Annotated in this window: 20 protein-coding genes and 1 pseudogene; 12 read left to right on the top strand and 9 right to left on the bottom strand. The window is 66.6% G+C overall.

What is annotated here, in order from left to right; translation table 11 throughout:
* Window positions 1–114 precede the first annotated feature (114 nt).
* From ACGFSB_RS17710 to ACGFSB_RS17690, 5 genes are all read right to left on the bottom strand, one after another.
* The gene (locus tag ACGFSB_RS17710) at window positions 115–2,343 is read right to left on the bottom strand and encodes a cell division protein FtsK (RefSeq protein ID WP_393399673.1); all 2,229 of its coding nucleotides are present in this window, start codon (window positions 2,341–2,343) and stop codon (window positions 115–117) included.
* Window positions 2,344–2,447: 104 nt separating this feature from the next.
* Window positions 2,448–2,807: an RRQRL motif-containing zinc-binding protein gene (locus ACGFSB_RS17705; RefSeq protein WP_393399671.1), complete on the bottom strand. Its 360-nt coding sequence runs from the start codon at window positions 2,805–2,807 to the stop codon at window positions 2,448–2,450.
* Window positions 2,804–3,826, bottom strand: coding sequence for a DUF2637 domain-containing protein (locus ACGFSB_RS17700; RefSeq protein ID WP_393399669.1), 1,023 nt, complete (start codon window positions 3,824–3,826; stop codon window positions 2,804–2,806). Before ACGFSB_RS17700 ends, ACGFSB_RS17705 begins: the two co-directional genes overlap by 4 nt.
* The gene (locus ACGFSB_RS17695) at window positions 3,823–4,116 is read right to left on the bottom strand and encodes a hypothetical protein (RefSeq protein WP_393399667.1); all 294 of its coding nucleotides are present in this window, start codon (window positions 4,114–4,116) and stop codon (window positions 3,823–3,825) included. The genes ACGFSB_RS17700 and ACGFSB_RS17695 overlap by 4 nt, the downstream gene beginning before the upstream one ends.
* Before the next feature lie 191 nt (window positions 4,117–4,307).
* Window positions 4,308–4,469: a hypothetical protein gene (locus ACGFSB_RS17690; protein ID WP_393399665.1), complete on the bottom strand. Its 162-nt coding sequence runs from the start codon at window positions 4,467–4,469 to the stop codon at window positions 4,308–4,310.
* A gap of 674 nt (window positions 4,470–5,143) precedes the next feature.
* Here ACGFSB_RS17690 and ACGFSB_RS17685 point away from each other — a divergent pair.
* The 5 genes from ACGFSB_RS17685 to ACGFSB_RS17665 all read left to right on the top strand — a co-directional run bounded on the left by ACGFSB_RS17685 (window position 5,144) and on the right by ACGFSB_RS17665 (window position 9,549).
* The gene (locus tag ACGFSB_RS17685) at window positions 5,144–5,497 is read left to right on the top strand and encodes a GntR family transcriptional regulator (protein ID WP_393399662.1); all 354 of its coding nucleotides are present in this window, start codon (window positions 5,144–5,146) and stop codon (window positions 5,495–5,497) included.
* A 233-nt stretch (window positions 5,498–5,730) separates the two neighbouring features.
* Window positions 5,731–6,747, top strand: a complete 1,017-nt coding sequence (locus ACGFSB_RS17680; protein WP_393399659.1) for an AAA family ATPase — start codon at window positions 5,731–5,733, stop codon at window positions 6,745–6,747.
* Window positions 6,744–7,331, top strand: coding sequence for a guanylate kinase (locus ACGFSB_RS17675; protein WP_393399657.1), 588 nt, complete (start codon window positions 6,744–6,746; stop codon window positions 7,329–7,331). Before ACGFSB_RS17680 ends, ACGFSB_RS17675 begins: the two co-directional genes overlap by 4 nt.
* Entirely contained in the window at window positions 7,328–8,212 is an 885-nt protein-coding gene (locus ACGFSB_RS17670) for a DUF1932 domain-containing protein (RefSeq protein WP_393399655.1), read from the top strand. The genes ACGFSB_RS17675 and ACGFSB_RS17670 overlap by 4 nt, the downstream gene beginning before the upstream one ends.
* A gap of 89 nt (window positions 8,213–8,301) precedes the next feature.
* Complete coding sequence (locus ACGFSB_RS17665) at window positions 8,302–9,549, top strand: SLATT domain-containing protein (protein ID WP_393399653.1); 1,248 nt, start codon at window positions 8,302–8,304, stop codon at window positions 9,547–9,549.
* 117 nt (window positions 9,550–9,666) lie between these two features.
* Here ACGFSB_RS17665 and ACGFSB_RS17660 read toward each other — a convergent pair whose 3' ends face one another.
* On the bottom strand, window positions 9,667–10,431 hold the full coding sequence (locus tag ACGFSB_RS17660; protein ID WP_393399650.1) for a GntR family transcriptional regulator: 765 nt from the start codon (window positions 10,429–10,431) through the stop codon (window positions 9,667–9,669).
* Window positions 10,432–10,560: 129 nt separating this feature from the next.
* On the opposite strand from ACGFSB_RS17660, the gene ACGFSB_RS17655 reads away from it, so the two are divergent.
* Together ACGFSB_RS17655 and ACGFSB_RS17650 are read left to right on the top strand one after the other, a co-directional pair.
* Window positions 10,561–11,238 (top strand): hypothetical protein, encoded by a 678-nt coding sequence (locus tag ACGFSB_RS17655; protein ID WP_393399648.1) that lies wholly within the window; start codon window positions 10,561–10,563, stop codon window positions 11,236–11,238.
* 258 nt (window positions 11,239–11,496) lie between these two features.
* The gene (locus ACGFSB_RS17650) at window positions 11,497–11,775 is read left to right on the top strand and encodes a hypothetical protein (protein ID WP_393399646.1); all 279 of its coding nucleotides are present in this window, start codon (window positions 11,497–11,499) and stop codon (window positions 11,773–11,775) included.
* Here ACGFSB_RS17650 and ACGFSB_RS17645 read toward each other — a convergent pair.
* Both ACGFSB_RS17645 and ACGFSB_RS17640 read right to left on the bottom strand, forming a co-directional pair.
* A complete protein-coding gene (locus ACGFSB_RS17645; RefSeq protein ID WP_393399643.1) occupies window positions 11,742–12,410 on the bottom strand; it encodes an HAD family hydrolase in 669 nt (222 codons plus the stop codon). The two genes, ACGFSB_RS17650 and ACGFSB_RS17645, sit on opposite strands and share 34 nt — an antisense overlap.
* Window positions 12,411–12,696: 286 nt before the next feature.
* Entirely contained in the window at window positions 12,697–13,995 is a 1,299-nt protein-coding gene (locus ACGFSB_RS17640) for a hypothetical protein (protein ID WP_393399641.1), read from the bottom strand.
* 381 nt (window positions 13,996–14,376) lie between these two features.
* Between ACGFSB_RS17640 and ACGFSB_RS17635 the strand changes: the two genes are divergently transcribed.
* The gene (locus ACGFSB_RS17635; protein ID WP_393400176.1) at window positions 14,377–15,207 is read left to right on the top strand and encodes an IS5 family transposase; all 831 of its coding nucleotides are present in this window, start codon (window positions 14,377–14,379) and stop codon (window positions 15,205–15,207) included.
* Window positions 15,204–15,626 (top strand): hypothetical protein, encoded by a 423-nt coding sequence (locus ACGFSB_RS17630; protein WP_307530601.1) that lies wholly within the window; start codon window positions 15,204–15,206, stop codon window positions 15,624–15,626. The genes ACGFSB_RS17635 and ACGFSB_RS17630 overlap by 4 nt, the downstream gene beginning before the upstream one ends.
* A 65-nt stretch (window positions 15,627–15,691) precedes the next feature.
* On the opposite strand, the gene ACGFSB_RS17625 is transcribed toward ACGFSB_RS17630, so the two are convergent.
* Window positions 15,692–16,108, bottom strand: a complete 417-nt coding sequence (locus ACGFSB_RS17625; RefSeq protein WP_393399638.1) for a hypothetical protein — start codon at window positions 16,106–16,108, stop codon at window positions 15,692–15,694.
* Between the two features lie 369 nt (window positions 16,109–16,477).
* Between ACGFSB_RS17625 and ACGFSB_RS17620 the strand changes: the two genes are divergently transcribed.
* The 3 genes and pseudogenes from ACGFSB_RS17620 to ACGFSB_RS17610 form a co-directional block, all read left to right on the top strand.
* Entirely contained in the window at window positions 16,478–17,662 is a 1,185-nt protein-coding gene (locus ACGFSB_RS17620) for a HesA/MoeB/ThiF family protein (RefSeq protein ID WP_393399636.1), read from the top strand.
* Window positions 17,659–18,894 (top strand): hypothetical protein, encoded by a 1,236-nt coding sequence (locus ACGFSB_RS17615; RefSeq protein WP_393399634.1) that lies wholly within the window; start codon window positions 17,659–17,661, stop codon window positions 18,892–18,894. The genes ACGFSB_RS17620 and ACGFSB_RS17615 overlap by 4 nt, the downstream gene beginning before the upstream one ends.
* A 90-nt stretch (window positions 18,895–18,984) precedes the next feature.
* A pseudogene (locus ACGFSB_RS17610) lies at window positions 18,985–19,125 on the top strand (GNAT family N-acetyltransferase); the annotation flags it as partial.
* Between the last annotated feature and the right edge of the window lie 397 nt (window positions 19,126–19,522).

Here is a 19,522-nt window from a genome sequence, read left to right as displayed (position 1 = left end):
GGTTCTCGCAGGTGGGTCGCTAGGTGCTAGCGACCTGATCAGGGGCGGTATTGGTCGCTAGCGAGGTTGCTAGGTCTAGCGACCTCGCTCGCTAGACCTAGCGGTCTCCGGCGCCTACTTGCCGCCCCGCTTCTTGTTGCGCTCTGTAATCGTGTCGATGATGTGCTGACGCTCGATGCCGCGCCGGTTGGCGCCCTTGCCGCCCTCGGTCTTGCCCCACACCTGGCCGGTGGTGATGCCGTACGGCTTGAGCGCGGCGGCGAGCTGGTCGGCCTTGGCGCGGCCCTCCAGGTCGGCCCACTCGCCGTAGACGGCGGGGGCGAACTCGGCGAGGCGGTCGACGACCGTCTCCGACCACACCTTGTCCTCGCTGCGACCGAGCACAGCGGCGACGTCGTCGAGGATCGCGTCCGCACTGCGGGTGGCGCTGGACTCGCCCGCGGCGTCGCCGGACAGCGTGCCTTCGTCCTCGCGCAGGGCGCGGGCACGGTTCAGGATCGTGTCCGCGTCGCGGCCGGTGGCCAGGTAGGTGCGCACGATCCCGGAGTCGTCGGTCATGCCCTTGAGCAGGCCAACTCCCTTGTGGGACTTGAGGAGCTTGGACGCGTCCAGGCCCTCGCCATAGGAACCGGCACCGAGCACCACCTCAGAGACGTGGTACGAGCCGACCCGCAGTGAAAAGCGGGCCTGGTGCTGGTCACGCAGCACGCTCGGGCATGCGGTGTCGTCGGGCTTCTGTGTGGAGTTCATGACCGAGACGCCGACCGCCGGGGCCACGCGGGCGAGGTAGACGAGCAGGTCAAGGATGGTCTTGCCGTGGGTGGGGTGCTGCAAGTACTCCTGCACCTCATCCACCACCACGAGGGTGAGCGGCATGTTCAGCTTCCGGTCCCGGCTGATCTCGGGGGTGAGCTTGCCCTCCGGGCAGATGTGCAGGGGCAGTTCGGACAGCCGGTGGTAGCGGTCCTCCACATCAGCCTTCAGCTCCATCAGGGCGTTGACCAGGTGCAAGACCGGGTCAAAGCCGTCGCGAGGGACGATGCCGAAGCCGATCCGGTGCGCGACCTTGGTGAAGGAGCGCCAGTCCGGGGAGGCCTTGCCGTCGAACACGATCAGGCGGACGTTCGGGTCCAGGGCGGCGGCGAGCGCGATGGTGCGGGCGGAGAACGTCTTGCCCTGTCGCGGCACCGCGCCGACCAGCAGCGACAGCCACAGCATGGTGGCCATCACGGGGTTGCCTCGCTCGTCGACGCCCCACGGGAACGGCTTCCAGAAGTCCACGCGGGTGGCTCCGAGCAGCGGCGTCTTCCCGGACGGGACGGCGAGCGGGTCGCGGTCGGCGATCCAGTAGGAGGCGCGCCGGCCGCTGGTCTCGTCCTTGTCCATGAACAGCTGGGTGGGGGCGATGTCCATGCCCGACGCCAACCGCGAGTGCGCCTTCAGCGCGTCCTCAAAGGTCATGCCGTACGGGAGGTCGACCACCACACGCCAGCCGTCCCCGTCACGGCCGATCGGCCGCGGGAAAGCGATCGTCTGATCCTTCGTGGTCAGCTTCGCGGCCTCGTGTGCGCGGATGACGATGTCCGAGGACAGCTTGCGCTTGCGGAACGTCACCTTCGCCCGGTCGATGAGCGGCTTGTCCGCAGGCGCTCCCCCAAGTCCCAAACCGGTGGTCAGGGTGGCAATCGACAGGGCGAGCAGCCACGTGGGAGCCATGACCCACAGCAGTAGAGCGACCGTGAGGCCGACGACGCTGGACACGGTCGCGATGACCGAGCGCAGTCGCACCCGGGCATCGCGCTGCCGGGACAGCTTCAGGTACGTCGCGGCGTCCTCATCGAGCACGGAGGCCAGGCGCAGGGCCCGCCCTTCGGCGTCGAAGACCCACTTGCCGATGGCGGACGACCAGCGCCAGGCGCCGCGCGGCGAGTAGGCGACCAGCTTGGGCGTGTAGACGCACGGCAGGCGCCAGGCGTGGTAGCCGAGCATCGCGGAGTAATGCCGCACCGCCCACTTGCGGACGGCCTTGCGCTGGTCAGGCAGCTTCACCCAGTCCGGGAAGACCGACTGACGGACCTTGTCGCGCTCCTGCATCCACTCGTTGATGGACGGCGGGTAGATCTCCTTGGGCGGGTCCACGTCCGCGCCCTCGGTCAGCCCTTCAGCCTCAGGGTCCTCGGTGTCGGGGAGTTCGGCCTGCCACTCGCCCGGCTTCACCGTGTCCGGTGCCTGCTCAGCAGGGTTCGGGGCGGAGGCCCTCTTGAGCTTGAACGGCAAAACTGCGGCGGACTTTTCCTCTTCCGGCCCCTCAACGGGCGGACCGGACACGTTGATCTCGGTCATGCTGAAGTGCTCCTACAGGGAGTTGAAAGGGGTTCGGCCGCCGCGGTCGAAGGTGAGCGGCCGAACCCCGAAAGGGCTGGTCAGGCAGCGACCTGAAGGTTGGGCTAGGCGCAGGGCACGCACATGCCGAGCGAGGTGGGGATGACGTATCCGGCATCCCGCCGACACTCGGGGCAGGTGCGGCGCGCACGGTTGGCCTCGGCGAGCGCGGCCCGCTTGGCGAGCGTCATCGGCCGCACGGGCTTGGCCAGTTCGACGCGGTACAGGTACGCGGTCAGCGGCTCGCGCCGACGGCGCGGACGCAGGAGCTGAGCGGCGATGTCCTGCCCACCCGGTCGCAGATCGCGGGCCCGCAGTTGGCGGCGGGTCGCCAGCCCCTCGGGGGTCAGCTTCCACGGGTAGGTGGGAAGGCCGAACCGCTCGCCCGCGGGGTCGAAGCAGTCAGCCAGCGTCAGCCGCATCACGCGGCCAAGGGCTCGTCGCGGATGTCTTGCAGGCGGGCGCTGACCCATCCCACCGACCAACCGGTTCGGTCGGCGATGGTGCGGACCGAGTCGCCCGCGGCGTGTCCCTCACGGACTGCGGTGAGCGCGTCGGCCTCGTTCATCTTGTCCACGGCTGTGGTGTTCACGGCTCGCGGCGTGGGGGTCGGCTTGGGCCGTCCGGCGCGTTCACGAGCGGCGGCCTCAGCGCGTTCACGAGCCTGGCGTTCACGCTGTTCACGCTCGGCCCGCTCCTGCTGTTCACGGCGCTCGCGGTCGGCCCGCTCGCGTTCCTCGCGCTGTAGCTCGTACTGGCGCTGCTCGTGCCGGGCCCGCTCCTGCCGGTCGGCTTCCTCGCGGCGGAGACGTTCCTCGTGTTCGCGCTGCTCACGTCGCTCGTTCGCCTCGCGCTCAGCGCGCTGGGCTTCGAGGCGTTCGGCGTGCTCGCGCTTCTCTCGCTCAGCGCGTTCACGGGCCTCGCGCTCGCGTTCACGCTCGTCCCGGGCAGCTTGTTCACGGGCCTTGCGCTCGGCGCGTTCACGCTCGGCCTGCTCTGTCTGGGCACGAGCGATTTCGTCCAGGCGGCGGGTGATCGCACGGCGGTAGGCGAGCCCGGCTTCACCGGTCGCGATGAGCAGTACGGGGGCGACCATGTGAACACCCACGCCGACCAGATCGCCCTTGAGCGCAGAGTCTCCGATGTTGAGCGCGACGGTCATCAAGCCCGTGAGCCAGCGCAGGATGGCTGGCCACCTTCCCGCGTCGCCCCCGAGCCGGGCCACCGTGGAATCCAGGCGGATCACGATGACGACGGCGGAGTCAACTACGAGCGGCAGGATCGGCGCCGTCCAGCCCCACCCACCGGGCGTCACGCGCTGAACCAGCGGCGTGACGGTGAGGACGCTGAAGAGGATCGCGCCGAACGTGATGGTCCACGTGCCCAGGCTCAGGGTGCGTTCCGCACCCTGAATCTGCTTCGGGGTCATCGCGGCGACCTTCACGCCACAGCCTCCTTGCGGACGCGGCGGGAGCGGCGCACGGGCCGCGTGAGCGGAACGACGTTGAACAGTTCCGGCACGTGCTCCTCGATCGCCGCGGCGGCAATCCGGATCGCGTCGTCGGGGAGGTGGGGGTTCTCGGCGAGGATGTCGCGGGCCGCGTCCAGGCGGGCCGCGCGCTCCAGCTCGCTCTCGCCGTCCACACCGAGCCAGAGTTCAACCGGGGTGCCCAGGGCGAGTTCAACGAAGTCGGTGGCGCTCACGGCCTGATTGCCGCCGATGTAGCTACGCATGACGTGCTCCCGATATTGGAGGGACGGAAGATGGCCGGGCCGCTCGCGGTGCCTTGGTGAGAGGGCGAGCGGCCCGGAGGTGAGCCTCTGCTACAGAGCGGCGAGGCGGCGCCCCGGCCGGGAGTCGAACCCGGCCTTCGACCATCGGGGCGGTTGTGCGAGTGCGGTTGGTGGCTGATGGGGGGAGCGGCTTACTCGTCGTCGGTCTCCTCGGTCTTGACCCCGGCACCCATGACCACGTCGCCGTAGACGACTCCGCCGGAGACGCCGACCTGGTCGCCCAGGACGATGTCGCCGCCGAACGTGATCTCGGCATCCCCGAAGTTGAAGACCACGCGGCTCTTGTCGCTCATGTGCTTCTCCTCTGTCGATGTGCGGGCGGTCAGATGACCGCAGCACCCCGGAGCGGATTCGATCCGCCGCCATCGAGGCTTGTCCGGGGCTCCCGAAGAAGTCGGGATACGGCTTCACCGGCGCCCCGCTACCACGGAGCGCCGGTCCCGAGCCGGAAGAGTCGGGCGCGTCATCGTCACTGCTCTGACGCCAGCAGGGCGGCGCGCATCAGGTGGCGTCCAAGGGGCTGTTCTCCAGGAATGGAGGCATGTTCCCCAAGGGCGTTTCTCCAGAGCTGACACGCGGGGCAGGACAGGTTCGCCTGCCACGAAGTGGCCGCCGGCGGCCATCACCCGGGCCGTTGCGGGAGACGGGGCGAGTGCGCCCCGTCGGCTGATTGGCACTGTTCAGTTCTCAAGGACCGAGCACTTCCGGTAGAGCGCGGTAACCCCTCGAAAGGGGGCTCCCGTTCCTCTCGGAGCGGGACCCAACCGGAGCATTCGTGCAGGTCAAAAAGGTTTCGCGAGCTCCCCGACCCCTTGGGGACCGAGCCGCTCGCTCAACTGCATCTCAGAGTGCACTGTGAGGCAGAGTGCGTCAAGTGCCATCACGGAACAAGTGACGCGGGGCGCTGGTTCTATCTCTGAGGCTTGGGCACTATGAGGCAGAGACCGAGACGAGACTTGGGGTACAGATGGTCGAGTGGACCGGCAAGTTCGCCTATCAGCAGGTAGCCGATGACCTGCGGCGACGCATCGCGGATGGCGAGTTCGCCGAGACTGGACAGCTCCCCTCGTACGGGGATCTCCAGAAGTCGTACGAGATCACGGTGACCGTGGCCCGTACCGCCATCAACCAGCTCAAGACCAACGGACTGGTCGTGAGCCACCAAGGCAAGGGGGTCTTCCTGACCCCCGACGCCGACCGCACTGCCGCACAGCTCGCCGATCCAGTCGGGGCCGTGACTGAGCTGCGCGAGGAAGTCGAGAAGCTGCGGACCGAGGTCGGAGAGCTGCGACAGCGCGTCGCGACCCTGGAAGGGGACTGATTCTCCAGCAGGCCGAGTTGGGGCCTGTACGGTCGCGCCGTGGGGCATCTGAACCTCCTCGTTCGGTGTGGGAACAGTTCACCGCCGCGGCGCGAAACCCGGTATCACATTGCGCTACCTGACATGTTCGAAGCGGTTTTATACATCCGCTTACACATGCGATATCACGAATTTCCATAGCTCTAGTCGGGCCGCTACACTCGCGGCTCCGAGTAGCTATCTAGGAGGGGCAGATGGCTCGGAAGCACTCAGATTGGAAGCCCGAACTCCTGCGAATGCATCGCGAGGAGATAGGGCTCACCCTGGAAGACACGGGGGAGAAGCTCCGCGAAATCGCGGAGCGGCATGGCTTCAATATTGCCGCAAACTTCCAAACGATCTGGGGCCACGAAAAGGGTTCGGTATATCCCGGTCCGCATTACCGCCGGGCGTACTGTCGCCTCTATCGACGCAATGAGGCCCAACTCGGCTTCCGTAAAGCCCTGCCCGGAGAGGATGCCCCTGTGGAATCCGTACCGGCGCCCGCACCAGTTGAGCGTAAGCTCCCCGACCAGCCAGACGCAGTACGCCAAGCGCTCGGTAGCATCCGCGAAGGTACCGATGGCGTGGACAGCGAGCTTCTGCGCAATCGCGTGATCAACGCATGGCGTAATGGCGCCGCAGCAAGCAACACCGACGGCCCCATCGTCGTCCTGGTCGGGGGATACGCCGGGTCCGGGAAGTCGGAGTTCGCGAAGTTCCTCGGGGGGCTTACGAGCTGGCCCATTCTCGACAAGGACTCGCTAACTCGTCCACTGGTGGATCAGCTCTTGGTCGCGCTGGGCGGGGAGGCTCACGACCGGAGTTCGGAGCTTTACCGGGAAAAAGTCAGGCCGTACGAATACCGATGCCTCATGGAAGCCGCATGGGACAACTTGAATTGCGGAATCTCCACGATCCTCGACGCCCCATTCATCTCTGAATTTTCCCAAGCCGAGTGGATGCGGCGATTCCAGAACCGTTGCCGGTCCAAGCGGGTTTCCGTCGCCCCTATATGGGTCGAGTGCGACCCGGATTCCATGCGCGAGTACATCGAGTTCCGGGGAGCGGCCCGCGATGCCTGGAAGATGGAGGCGTGGGACGAATACGTCTCGGGTCTCGATCTGAAGATGCGCCCGCAGGGCCCGCACTTCGTCGTCGACAACCGGCTCGGCGCCGCTGTGGCCCTGGTCGACGAAGCCCGCGACGTACTAAGTGGAGGCGGGCTGTGAGCCCTTGCGGCGTCATCCTGTATGGCCCACCGGGTTCCGGCAAGGACACGATCACAGCCGAACTGTCCGCGCTGCGACCGGAGTTCGTTCTCTTACAGCGGCTCAAGGCGGGCCCTGGGCGGACTACGGGGTACCGACTGACGACAACCGACCACATCGAGGAACTGGCTCGGGCCGGAGAGGTCCTGTACCGCAACAGCCGGTACGACGCGGAGTACGCCATCGACCGCGGCGAGGTCTCCGCGCTCGTCGGCTCCGGCCGCATCCCGGTTCTCCACATGGGGCAGGTCGCCGGGGCGCGGGCCGTCGCGGCCTTCCCCATCAACTGGGTGCGGGTTCTTTTGTGGTGCCCGGAGGACGTGACACGGCAGCGGTGCAGTGAGCGCGGGGACAAGGACCTGGAAGCCCGGCTCAAGGTCTGGCACGAGACCCGGCAGGACCTCTTGGACCATGCCGCCGAACCCTGGTCTCTCGTCATCCGAACCGACGACGTCAGCGCGGCTCAGGCCGCGCACGCCATCGACGAAGCCCGGTTGGCCGGCATCCACGCCGAAGTACGAGACATCCGCGGGCTGGTCGGATGACCGTCGTCGGGGTGCTGCACCCCGGGAGCATGGGCGCCGCTGTGGCCGCACAGGCCTGCCTAGGCGGCGCTGAGGTTCTGTGGTGCCCAGCGGGCCGCAGCTCAGCGACCAAAGAGCGGGCCCTGATGCACGGGCTCACTGCGACGAACAGCCTCGGAGAGCTGGTCGAGCGCGCCGACGTCATCCTCAGCATCTGCCCTCCGGCCTATGCGGAGGACGTCGCTGTCGAGGTCTCGGCGTACCCGTTCGCGGGGGTCTACGTAGACGGCAACGCCATCGCTCCGGCGACCATGGCGCGGGTCTACGCCATCCTGTCCCGCACTGAGGCGACCGTCGTCGATGGCTCCGTCATCGGCTCGCCCCCGTCCGCGTCGAAGTCCACCCGCCTGTACCTGTCTGGCCCCGGGGAGGCTCTGCCGCCTGTTGCAGCGCTCTTCGACGGGACGGCGGTACACGCTCACGCATTGCCCGGCGGCATCGGTCGCGCTTCGGCGTTGAAGCTGTCGTACAGCAGCTACCAGAAGGCGAGCCGCGTACTGGCCGCCGTCTCGTACGCCCTGGCGCGGGACTACGGAGTCGAAGATGAGCTACTAGACATCGCGCAGGGACGCAGCACGAGCTACCTCGCGGAGACGGCCTACATTCCGAAGGTCGCAGCACGGTCATGGCGCTGGGGCCCCGAGATGGACGAAGTGGCCTCGGCACTCCGTGAGGCAGGTCTCCCGACCGACCTTGCGGAGGCGTCAGCCTCCGTCATGAGCCGCTGGGACAGCCTCAGGGACGCGCCATCGAGCATCCCCGAAGCGCTTGAGCAGCTGCACACCGCACCGAACAGCGAGCCTGCCCAAGAGAGGGGCGGGTGTGGTCAACTCCACCCCTAAGCAGGCGGGTTACCGACTGGTGGAAGGTCGAGCGGCGGTAGCGTGCCGTCGACCGCACACCACGACCCTTGACCGGGAGCCACTCCGCGATGTCTGGCCTTACCGACGTGCCGCGCGAACCTGAACCCGAGACCGCCGACGGTTACCAACCGTGGGTGGGTGATGTCCTGCATCACCTCGCATACGAAGGCCAGCGGCTGTCGGAGGCCGACATACTCACCCCCCTCCCCGAGGGCTTCGTGTTGACTTGGGAGGGCGTAGACGCGATCCTCTCCGCCGCCTGGAAGACCGATAGGGAAGAACTCAAGTGGACCATAGACGTCCAAATAGCCCGACAGGTCAGATACGCCAGCGACGGCGCGTACGTCTTCCATCGGGAGTATGGGTCACCTGACCGATACAAACCTTACGTACTACTTAAGAATTTGTTCCCCGCAGAATCGGGTTCCACCTGGGGCGACCTCGTTGAAGAAGTCATTGAATCTCTCAATGACCCAAAACAAGAGTACGGATGGCGCTTAGAGCCCACCAAACAGTACGAGTACGCGAACAGCGTTATCGCCTACCGGCGGGACGTCGCGACGGCGGAACGCCGCATACGGAGGGCTCTGCTGTCGCGGTGGCTCCGGCTGGTGCCGCTTGTGGTGATGCCACTGGTTCTGACAGTGGTCGGGTGGGGAAACCTGTGGCCGGAGAACGTGCCGGACCTGCGCACGTTCAACAGCGTGACCATCGCGGTGATGTTGGTCCTGGTGGTGGTGTTCCTGGTCGGCTTCTTCCTGCGGGTTAAGGACGAGAAACACGGTGTCAGGTCGGTGTTCCTACTCCGCAGGGATCTGGAGATCATCCACGATAGATGGATCCTCAATGCCTCAAAGACGCGCCCGACGACGGAGCGGCGGGACGGCTACCGGGAGCACATACCTCGGGTGATAGATCGCTTGCGACGCGATACACGGTTCTACCGGCGTATTCACAACTGGTTTCAGTGGGGGGTGTTCTTCGCGTCGGTGGGGACCACGGCGACTACGGCTTTCTGGGAGACCCCGCAGCCGGGTAAGACGATCCTGATCGTGCTGGGGTCGTTCCTGGCGTTCGCCACCGCAGTGACGGGCTATTTCAAATTCCGTGAGCGGGCGTACAACCTTCAGCAGACCGCGGACCAGGTAGAGCAACACGCCACGGCTTTCGATTTGGGGATTGCGCCGTACGCGGATGCGGACGCGGCGGTGAACCTGGAGAGGTTCGCGGAGAACGTGGAGACGCTTCGGATGGAGCAGCGCAAGCGGGAACAACAGTTGGAACAGCCGCATCAGGGGCAGGCCGACGTCATCTGACCAGCAGCAAGACGGCCGTCAGTAGGCCTTGGACTGACAGGACACCGAATGACCCCGGTGAGGCTGGTTCGGCCGTCGATGACCGTTCCGTATAGGGCTACGGATCAAACCACCTGCTTAGCGGCCCGGCGGGAGTGGAACCTCGTAAGCGACTTCCCACCGCGAGTCGGGGACGATGATGTCCGCTGTCTCCACGGGGCGGCCGTCCGCGTCGTAATAGGTGCGCTCGATGCGAAGCACCAGTTCGCCCGGGGTGATGCCCAGCAGGCCCGCTTGCTGCGGGGTGGCGCGAGCAGGGTGTGGAAGTTCCACCGCCCGCTCGATGGCGACGCCGATGGACCGCATTCGCTCCACCACACCGGTACCGGCCATCGGCCCCATCTCCGGCAACAGGATCGGGGTGCCGTCCGTGACGGCCATGGGTTCCCAGGACGTCGACAGCTGCGCGGGCCGGTTGTCGGCGAGGAACTCGTAGTCGGTACGTACACAGAGCGCTTCGGGTTGGATCGCGAGTCGCTGCGCGATGTCTTCCGGCGCTGGTACCCGCGCTTCTGAGTGGCAGTCCCACGAGCCGTGCTTGCCGAGTTCCTTCATGTCCGCGCGGAAGGGACTGCCATCGCGCGACTCATGGTGACGCGAACGCACCATCCGGGCCCGCTGGCGCGGTTCGCGTACGTAGGTCCCGGAACCGGCGCGACCTTCGAGGAGCCCCTCTGTGATCAGCCTTTCCTGGGCTCTCTGTGTGACGTTCGTCCCCACCCCGTATTCCTCGGCGAGCTTGGCTCGCGAGGGCAAGGGTGCGCCAGCTTCCCACTCTCCGGACTGAATCCGGCGACGCAGATCGTCAGCGACACGGATGTACGGCGGCTGGTATTGGCCCATGCGACAGCTCTCCGGGGGTCCGAACGGCACATGCAGCGGGTCTCAGACTGCGTTGACAAGCTAATGCATCAGGTGCAATCTAATTGATTAGCACAACGCTACGTGATCGCGTCCTCACGAGGGAGATTCGTGCGTTCCCCCACTACTGAAGCGGCCCATCTCGCTGCACTGCTCACCGCCGCGACTGGACACGAGCCGCGGATCACAGGGGCGGGGGAGCTGATCCGTATCGAGGTCGACTTACCCGATGAGCTGAGCGAGACCGCAAGTCGCACCATCCTCGCCGCGCTCGGCTCGGCCACGCGCTTCGGCTACGAGCGAGCCGACGGTCACGCGTACGTCTGGGCCACGCTCAGCAGGCCAACCGCAGAGGAGTACGACGTGGGCACTGAGCCCCTGAGATACGCACCCCCCGGGCCGCGTACGAGGCGACCCGAATGGCTCCCCCTCGGCAACACCATCGAGACCGTACCGGCTGGCGTGTTCTGGAATGCCGTCCGAGTGCCGGCCGATGTCGGCGAGAAAGTGCTGAGGGTGCTCGGCGAGTTCACTGGAGCAGTCATTGAGGACCGTTCCGCCCAGACGCTGTACTGGCTCGTCCCCCCGCGCGCCGCGCGGGAATGGGGCCTCCCGGGCGTCGAAATTCTGGGCATCGACGCGTGGGTGGGGGTCCCGGGTCCGTCCGTCGAGTATCGGTGCCGATGGCGGATCAGCGTGGACGATGCCGGGCCACTCACCGAGCCGGACGCGCTTCGCACGGCACTCGTCGCGGTGCTGGCGGAACTTGGCGACGGGAGCCCTGCATGAGTGCCTGGGCAGCGCCCGGCGCCAGCTTGCCGAGTGCGGGCGCTGCCCCTTCTCCGGGCCTGATCGCATCACTTGGCGTACGGGTCTGGCTGGAGGCGTCCGAGACAGGACAGCTCTTCGCGCCCCTGTTGATCACACATCCGCCTGCCCGGCGTGAGGGCAAGACGTCCGAAGAGATCGTGACGCGTATGCGTACGGTTGCCGAAGCGCTTCGTCTGGGGGGGTCCCGGTTCGCGCGTCCCCGACGTTGGAGCACGTGTGACCGTCTCGCCGCGTGGCCCAGTGCTGCTCCACTTCAACGACACACCGTGGGCGCTGCGGTTGCCGATCAACAGGGTCTACGCGACAGCCCTCACACAGCTCGGTTACGTCCTCCTGGCGGTCGGTCTCGACCCGCTGAGCAAGGGGGCGAGTCGCGAGGTCATGGACCGCTACATCCGAGAGGAACTTCTCGGTGAGCGGCTCCTACTCGGCAGCGCGACGGTTGTTCCCGCCCACGACGGTCAGCGAGGAGCCCCCGGCAAACTCAGCAGGTGATCGAGCGCCGTGAGGACATGCGGGGCGATGTGGTCCGGCTCTGGCCAGCGTCCCGGTCCCTCCGGCCACGGCTTCCCATTGCTCACCCAGATCGTGTGCAGACCGGCCGCGCGGCCAGCGGCGACATCGGTCGCCAGGCCGTCCCCGACCATCCATCCCCCATCCGCGATAGCACGCCCGCAGCGCCTCGCGGCCACTTGGAGGGGAAGCGGATCAGGCTTTCGCACGCCGAACTCGCCAGAGACGCAGTACGCGTTGATGCGTGAGGCGATGCCGGAGCGCACGAGCTTGGCCCGCTGGATGTCCTCGGCGCCATTGGTAACAACCGCGACTGACCAGCCCTGCCCCTGGAGCTGGTCCAGGCCGTCGAGGATCTCGCCGGGGCACTCTACATTCGCGGCCAGGGTGCGGACGTAAGCCGCCCACAGAGACTCGACCGGCTCAGCGAGACGGAACCGCTCACGCAGCTCTGCGAAATCGGACGGGTAAGCCCGCTGAGCCAGGGCGCCCCGCATCCAGCCGACGGCCTCAGCGCCCAGAGCGCGCTCCTCGCAGAAGACGCTGAGGCATGCCTCAAGCGCTCGCTGCCGGTTCACGAGCGTGTTGTCCAGGTCGAACAGAGCAAGACGTTGCACGGGGCGGGAGCCTACGCGCTGGGCCCGTTCCCTGAGCCGCTCGCAGATGACGGACGTCGAGACTTCGGGCAGCCGCCGCGACCGCACGAAGCCTCGGGCCCAGTCCTCCAGTCCCCGCTTCGGTCGACTACTGAGATTCGTTCCGTGATGTCGCTGTCCGGTCGGTAGAGCTGCGGCTATGACCGAGCTGCGGACGACTTCACTCGAAGATCACGAGTGGCGGCATATTGAGACGCCACCGCGGTCTCGGGAGGCATCTATCACCTGCAAAGGGGCCCTGGCGGGTTTAGCCGTCGGCCTCATACTCGGCAGCCAACTCGTGCGCGAGGCGATGCCGCGTCCAGACCTCCGGTCGGGTGAGTACCGAGTGCCCGTACCACACCGGCACCGGCAGGATGCGCACGCGATTAGCAGGGAATTCACCGGTCACGGGGATTTTTTTGACACGTGACCAGAGACTGTCAAGTAGAACGGTCAAGTCAAAGCGGGGACGCATCGAGACGATATGTTTCACGTGCTCGGAGATGACCTGCCATTCAAGCGCGTTGCGTTGATGTGGTGGTGTGGCAATCATGACCAGCATATCGATGCGGAGCTTATGGCTGGCTGCTGCCAGGAGGGCGACGTTTCCGCCATGGCTGTGAGCGAATACTTTCGAGAACCCCGTACATTGGCGATCGGCAGCCCATTTGGCTAGAGCATGTGCGCCAGCAACCCGATCGTGGACGGTGAACCCAGTGGGCCAGCGGTAGTAATTGTCATGGGCGTAAAGATCGTTACCGACGGGCGGGAAGGTGCCGTCAGAGGGCTCACTGTTGCCGGGTTCCTTCTGGAGATAGTCGAAGAGCCGCTCCCCAGGCCGCCACCATGATGGCCGCTTGAACCGGCTCCATGTGCCGGGCACGATGACTGAGGTGTGAGCTCTCTCAGCGCCCTTCCCCTCATCTGGCTTGTGGCTTTCCCTGAGCTCGGCCAGGACTGGGTGGCTCGGGGCAGCGTGCAGCAGGGCGTCGATGGCGATTTGCTGGACTGTGTCGTTCGCGGACGAGCAGCCTTCGGCGAGGGTTTCGATTGTCGGCCAGGTCAGGGTAGTGCGGAGGCCCGCCAGAGAAGAAGCCGCAGCGACGCGCACGATCTGATGTCGACTGAACTGGCTGACGTGGAGCAGAGAGGCCGCTGCAGCCCTCGGGTCCTTGTCCTGCCTGACTGCCTCGTACAAAGTCGGAGCCAGGGCACTTTCTAGCCCGCCGTACTCGTCCCACCATCGCTGGGGTGCTGGACGGACCATGTCCTGAATATGGCTCGCAATCGGTTGTGACCAGCCAGGAAACTCATGCCAGTGGAACGGCAACTCGATACGCAGATGATCTTGGATATAGAACTCGGCGAACTCCGTGAGGAATGGGTAGCTCAGTGGCGGAATTTCCGGGATTTGCAGTTCGGTCGCGCCATCCTCGCTCCGGAGCGCGTCTGCCTGCCCTGCCAGTTGCAGGCCCAGACCCACAACCTGGGCGGCCTTCGACCAGGCGGCGATCTCGTCGTCCTGTGCGAAGGCTTGCTCCCCGGGAAGGGGACTCTCAATCACTGGATCCAACAAGACCAATCCCCAATCCACCTGGACGAAGCGGGCTGATGGAGATCAGATCAGGCACTCTCTGTGAATGCAGGTTGCCTCGCGATTTCAGCGGAATATCTCACTCTCCCAGCACACAGCAGGGCGCGCGCCCATTGATGATCTTCGAGCCCGCAGCTCGGGCCTAGCTGCAGCTCCACGTGCCGGGTAGCGGCATCACGCGACGAATCTCAGTAGGTGCTGTCAATGTCGAAGAGTGTCAGCACATAACGACGCCACTGGCCCCACTCAGAGGGCGGTATGAGAGTGCGTAGGTGTTTTGTCGTCACCTGAACGTGTAGCGGTGTGGCATCTCGGCCGGTCGGCGGCCCTGGGCATGTTGAGCTGGTCGCCGTGAGCGAGCGCAAGTCCTACAAGACCGACCTGAGCGATGAGCAGTGGGTGTTGGTCGAGCCGGTGATCATCGCGTGGAAGGGTGCGCATCCCTCGGTCAGTGGTCATCAGGGTCGGTACGCGATGCGGGAGATCGTCAACGCGCTGCTCTACCAGGGCCGGACCGGTTGTCAGTGGGAGCTGCTCCCGCACGACTTTCCGCCGCCCGGCGCGGTGAAGTACTACTTCTACATCTGGCGCGACGACGGGACCGACCAGACCATCCACGACCTGCTGCGTTGGCAGGTGCGAGAGAAGCTGGGCCGGAAGGCAGATCCGAGCCTGGTGGTGCTCGACACTCAGAGCGTGCACGCGGCGGCCGGAGTGCCCGCCGAGTCGACGGGGCGTGATGCGGCAAAAAAAGTACCGGGCCGCAAGCGCGGCCTGGCCGTTGACGTTCTGGGACTGGTGATCGCAGTGGTCGTGGTGGCCGCGTCGGCGCACGAGAACGCCGTCGGGATCGCGCTGCTGAACAAGGTTGCCGCCGACACCGACGCCGTGGAGAAAGCCCTGGTCGACCAGGGCTTCAAGAACGCCGTCGTCGCGCACGGGGAGAAGGTGGGCATTGAGGTGGAGGTCGTGGAGCGCAACCCCGCACAGACCGGGTTCGTTCCCCAGGCCAAGCGGTGGGTCGTGGAGCGCGCCTATGGGATCTTGGTGCTGCACCGCAGGCTGGTGCGCGACTACGAGCACCGGCCCCGCAGTTCGGAGTCACGGGTGTACTGGGAGATGACCTCGGTAATACTGCGCCGGTTGACCGGGGCGACCGCGCCGGCCTGGCGCACCTCGTGACCGGTGGAGAGCTGACGCTCGGGGCGGTGCTGGCCCGGCTGGAGGAGCGGGAACGAGAGATCACCGCGCAGGCCGAGGCAACGAGGGAACGGATCGCGCAGCTGACCGCACAGCTCGACGAACTCGACCGGGCCACCGAGGAAGTTCGGATCACCCGCAAGACACTGCTGGAGCTGCCCGATCCGCAACCGCCCGCACCCCCGGCACCGAAACTTCCGGATCATCCGGCCTATCAGCAGATCATGGCGGTGTTCACCGCGGCCGGCCACCCGCTGCGAGCCCGGCAGGTCTGCGAGGCGATGGACCTGGCGGTCGCGCCCAACAACATCAACAACATCCGCCTAAAGCTCAAGCGGCTGGCCGACCGCGGGATCCTGGCCGAGACCGAGCAGGGCTTGTTCACCCAGCCCCGGCCGTAGCCGCCACGACCTGCCCGCCCACCCCGGACAAAACCAAGAATCGGGCATCAGGTCTCATACCGTCCTCACCCGGCCTCCTTCAGCAGGGCCGCGATGGTGTCGCGGCCCGCCGTCCGCCCCCGGCCGGCAAGCTCGTCCGCCAGACGGCGCAACGACTTCGTCGTCCACGTCAGCGGCTTCATCGGATCGCCCTGCGTGTTGTCCTCGACCAGCCGCAGCAGGGCCGGCACCAGAGTCGGGTCCTTCATCGCCAGGGCCGGGCGGCCCGCCCCCGGCCGCCGCACCCGCCCGTCCGGCTTCTCGCCCGCGTCGAGTTCGACCAGGCCACGGCTGACGCAGCCGCGCGAGACGCCCGCGGCCCGCGCCACCGCGGCGATCCCGCCGTGCCCGAGCTGCCGGGCCTCTGCCGCGTACAGGATCCGGCGCTGCCGCTCGTCCAGATACGGCGTCACCGCCTCCAGCTTCTCCCGCAACGACTCCACCGACCCATCGAAGCACCCCATACACCATCAACGAGGCCAACTACCGCATGTGACCCACTAATTCATCGACGGCCCCCCTTGGCCGGAGAGTTTCGGGCTCGGCCGAAACTTCTTCCTCCACTCTCGTGGTCCATCTAACTTCCTGCCTATGAAGCACGGGAAGGAGGTTGACATGGCTCAGAAGATCACGATCCGGCGGCTGGACAAGAAGGAGACCACCGACGACGGCAGCGGCATGTGCGGCTGCTAAAGACGGTGCGTACCGCAAGGTGACCACAGAGGTCACTCCGAGCGAGCGGCGCCCGGTCCTTGGCCTGGCGCCGCCGTGTCACCGGCCAGCAGACAGAGCGCAGGGGGAGGAGAAGCGGCATGACCGCGGGACCCGAGACAGCAACGGCGATACGCCGGCCACGGATCAAGCCCGAGCACCAGCCGTACCGCACCACGGACGGCCACGTCCGCATCGGGAGCGTCATCTATGGCATCGGCGCGGAGATCGAGGACCCCAACGGGTGGATCTGGACACTCACCGAGGCCATGGACGGCACCCGTGCGCCGGAAGGCATCATAACTGTGGTACGCGCCGAGCACCCGGACGTGCCGCCCGAGGACATCCGGCAGGCGATGGCAGACCTGCGCGAGGCCGGATTCTTGGAGGACGCCGGGGCAACTCCACCTCCTGGGTTCGGCGAGCGTGAACAACACCGGTACGGCCGAGGAGTGACACTCCTGCGATGGATGGACCTCTCCTCACGGGTGAGCGCCTGGGACACACAACAGCGGCTGCGCCAGGCGCGCGTACTGCTCATCGGCGTCGGCGGTACTGGCGGCTTCGCCGCCCATGCCCTGGTGGCCTCTGGGGTGGGCCACCTGCACGTTGTCGAGCCCGACATCGTCGAGCTGTCCAACCTCAACCGACAGCCACTCTTTCGCGAAGACGACATCGGGACACCTAAGCTGGACACCGCGCTGGTCACGCTGCGCGCGCTGAACTCGGATGTGACGGTCACCGGGGAGCAGCATCGCGTTCGCGATGTCGACGACTTCGCCGCCCTGTTAGCCGCGCCCACCGCAGGTGGCAGGAGCGGCGAGCGTCGCGGCTACGACCTGGTGGCACTCGCCGCGGACCATCCACCCGAGATTCGCCGCTGGGCGAACCGGGCGTGTCTGGACGCGGATGTCGCCTGGGTGGAAGCCGGCTACCACGGGCCGTTGGTGTCGGTCGGGGTGCACGTTCCCGGCCAAGGACCGTGCTGGCGGTGCCTTCGCGACGGCGAGATGGCACGGCTGGATCTGCGACTGGCACCCGGCCAGGACGAGGAAGCCGCCTCGCCCCGCATGTCCTGGAACCCCGTCAACGCCGTGACTGCGGGCCTATCCGGCAGCCTGATGGCCCACGCGGCCATGGCCCTGCTGACCGGGGCACCGCCGATGCGGCCCGGATTCCGGTTCGGAATTAACCTCATGGCCCTCGCCGACCCGGTCCACGCGCGCTTTCCACGCCGTAAGGAGTGCCCAGACTGCGGCAGGTACGGACAGCAGGACCAGCCGTGACGGACACGACGCCCCGCGAACACCAGATCAACGCGAACTTGGCAACCCGGGTCCGACTCCACCCGCTGGCGCGTCGCGACGACGGCGACGCGTGGATCGTCGGCCGGGTGGAGGCCCGTACCTTCGTCGCCCTGCCCCACATCGGCGTTCGGGCCGTCGACCTGCTCGGGCGCGGGCTCACCGCCGCGCAGGTCAGCCAGCATCTGACGGCCGAGACAGGCGACGACATCGACGTCCCCGCGTTCATCAACGACCTGGCCGGGCTCGGCTTCGTAGCCGGGCTCGACGGCCGGACCCTCCCATCCGCCGAGGTACCGCCCGCGACCTTCCCATGGCTGCGCCCCCACCACGTCCGGTTCACGCTCAGCCCTCTCCTGCCCTTTCTGCTCGGCGTCCTCACCACCGCCGCCGCAGTTGTACTGGCCCTACGTCCCGATCTGCTCCCCACCTACCGCGACCTGTTCTGGAGTCCGCACGGAAGCCTCGTCATCGGCTTCTCCGCCGTAACCGGATGGACTCTGGTGCTGATTCACGAGCTCGCGCACCTGACGACCGCACGGGCTGCGGGAGTACCCGGCACGATCCGGCTGGGCACCCGTCTGCAGTTTCTCGTTATGCAGACCGATATCAGTGGAATCGAACTCGCCCCACGCCGCCACCGCATGACGGCCTACCTCGCGGGCATCGCCGTCAATCTGGCCATCGCCGCGGCCGGGATCGTCACGCTGGCCGCCCTGCCCGCGGGAGGTATTACCCACCGGCTCCTGTCCGCCACGGTTCTGATCTCCCTTCTCTCCCTCCCCTTCCAACTCATGGTGTTCATGCGCACCGACGTCTATTTCGTATTGCAGGACCTGACCGGCTGCCGTGATCTCTTCCACGACGGCATCCGCTACACCCGCTACCTGGCAGGGCGTGTCGGCCGTGTCCTCGCGCATGGCGACGCTCCTGCCCCTGCGGACCCCAGCTTGCTGCTGTCGACGAAGGAGCGTCGGGCTGTCCGCCTCTACAGCCTCGTCCTGGTCGTCGGCACCACGTTGTGCCTGGCCGTCCTTGCGGCCGTCACCCTGCCTGCCAATGTCGCGCTCCTCGGCCGAGCTGCAACCCACGTGGGGCCCGCGCACCCCACAGCGGAGAACCTTGACAGCGTCACCGTCCTCACCACGCTCGGCGGCATGCACCTCCTGTGGGCCGCCACCTGGTGGCGCAACCACCACTCCAAGAGGCGGTAACCTCAACGGCGGCGCTGCTCTTCGTCACTCGGCTTTGCCCCGCCGGTCAGGCCCTGTTGGGCGAGACCCAGACTCCACCGACGTCTGCCCTTGCTGGAGAAGCTCGGCTTCGTGCGTGAAGGGACGTTGCGGGAAGACTGCGTCGTCAACAGCGAGGTCTCTGACTCGTGGGTCTACGGGCTGATCAGGCGAGAGTGGCAGCCGTCGTCCGAGCCGGTTCCCGCCCACTGAGTTCCGTCGCTCGGCACCCGGTATCGGCTAACCCCAAGCAACTGATTACTGCGCCTCATCCACACACAATGGCGAACCAGGCAAAGAGTCACATACCGCCCTCTCAGGACTCCCGCCTGGGGACGTCCTTCACAGTGGTGGTGCGGACAGTGCCTCACGCGCTGCGGCCACGAACGTTTGGTAGTGGGTGCTGGCATCCCGCATCAGCTCGTCGAATCGGGGTTGGGTACTAGCGTCCAGACCTGGGGCTCCCCGCAGAGGTTCGACGTAGCTCGCCACCCCGGCAAGCGCAGCCCAAACGCGCGCAGCGCTGCCGTCAACATCCTGAGGGCCCGCCAGGGTGACGCGTGTGTGGAGCCTCGCCAACTCCTCTAGACGGGCGTCGAGAGCAAAGCTG

Origin of the sequence: Streptomyces sp. NPDC048441 (assembly GCF_043200235.1) — a bacterium.
In the GTDB taxonomy this organism is placed as follows: Bacteria; Actinomycetota; Actinomycetes; order Streptomycetales; family Streptomycetaceae; genus Streptomyces.
Note: the sequence above shows the minus strand (reverse complement) of the source record. Positions and strands in the feature narration are given on the sequence as shown.

What these genes read in the sequence shown, in the direction of transcription:
- ACGFSB_RS17710 (WP_393399673.1), bottom strand. Translation starts at nt 2,343, where the DNA reads ATGACCGAGATCAACGTGTCCGGTCCGCCCGTTGAGGGGCCGGAAGAG.
- ACGFSB_RS17695 (WP_393399667.1), bottom strand. Translation starts at nt 4,116, where the DNA reads ATGCGTAGCTACATCGGCGGCAATCAGGCCGTGAGCGCCACCGACTTC.
- ACGFSB_RS17690 (WP_393399665.1), bottom strand. Translation starts at nt 4,469, where the DNA reads ATGAGCGACAAGAGCCGCGTGGTCTTCAACTTCGGGGATGCCGAGATC.
- ACGFSB_RS17685 (WP_393399662.1), top strand. Translation starts at nt 5,144, where the DNA reads ATGGTCGAGTGGACCGGCAAGTTCGCCTATCAGCAGGTAGCCGATGAC.
- ACGFSB_RS17680 (WP_393399659.1), top strand. Translation starts at nt 5,731, where the DNA reads ATGGCTCGGAAGCACTCAGATTGGAAGCCCGAACTCCTGCGAATGCAT.
- ACGFSB_RS17670 (WP_393399655.1), top strand. Translation starts at nt 7,328, where the DNA reads ATGACCGTCGTCGGGGTGCTGCACCCCGGGAGCATGGGCGCCGCTGTG.
- ACGFSB_RS17665 (WP_393399653.1), top strand. Translation starts at nt 8,302, where the DNA reads ATGTCTGGCCTTACCGACGTGCCGCGCGAACCTGAACCCGAGACCGCC.
- ACGFSB_RS17660 (WP_393399650.1), bottom strand. Translation starts at nt 10,431, where the DNA reads ATGGGCCAATACCAGCCGCCGTACATCCGTGTCGCTGACGATCTGCGT.
- ACGFSB_RS17620 (WP_393399636.1), top strand. Translation starts at nt 16,478, where the DNA reads ATGACCGCGGGACCCGAGACAGCAACGGCGATACGCCGGCCACGGATC.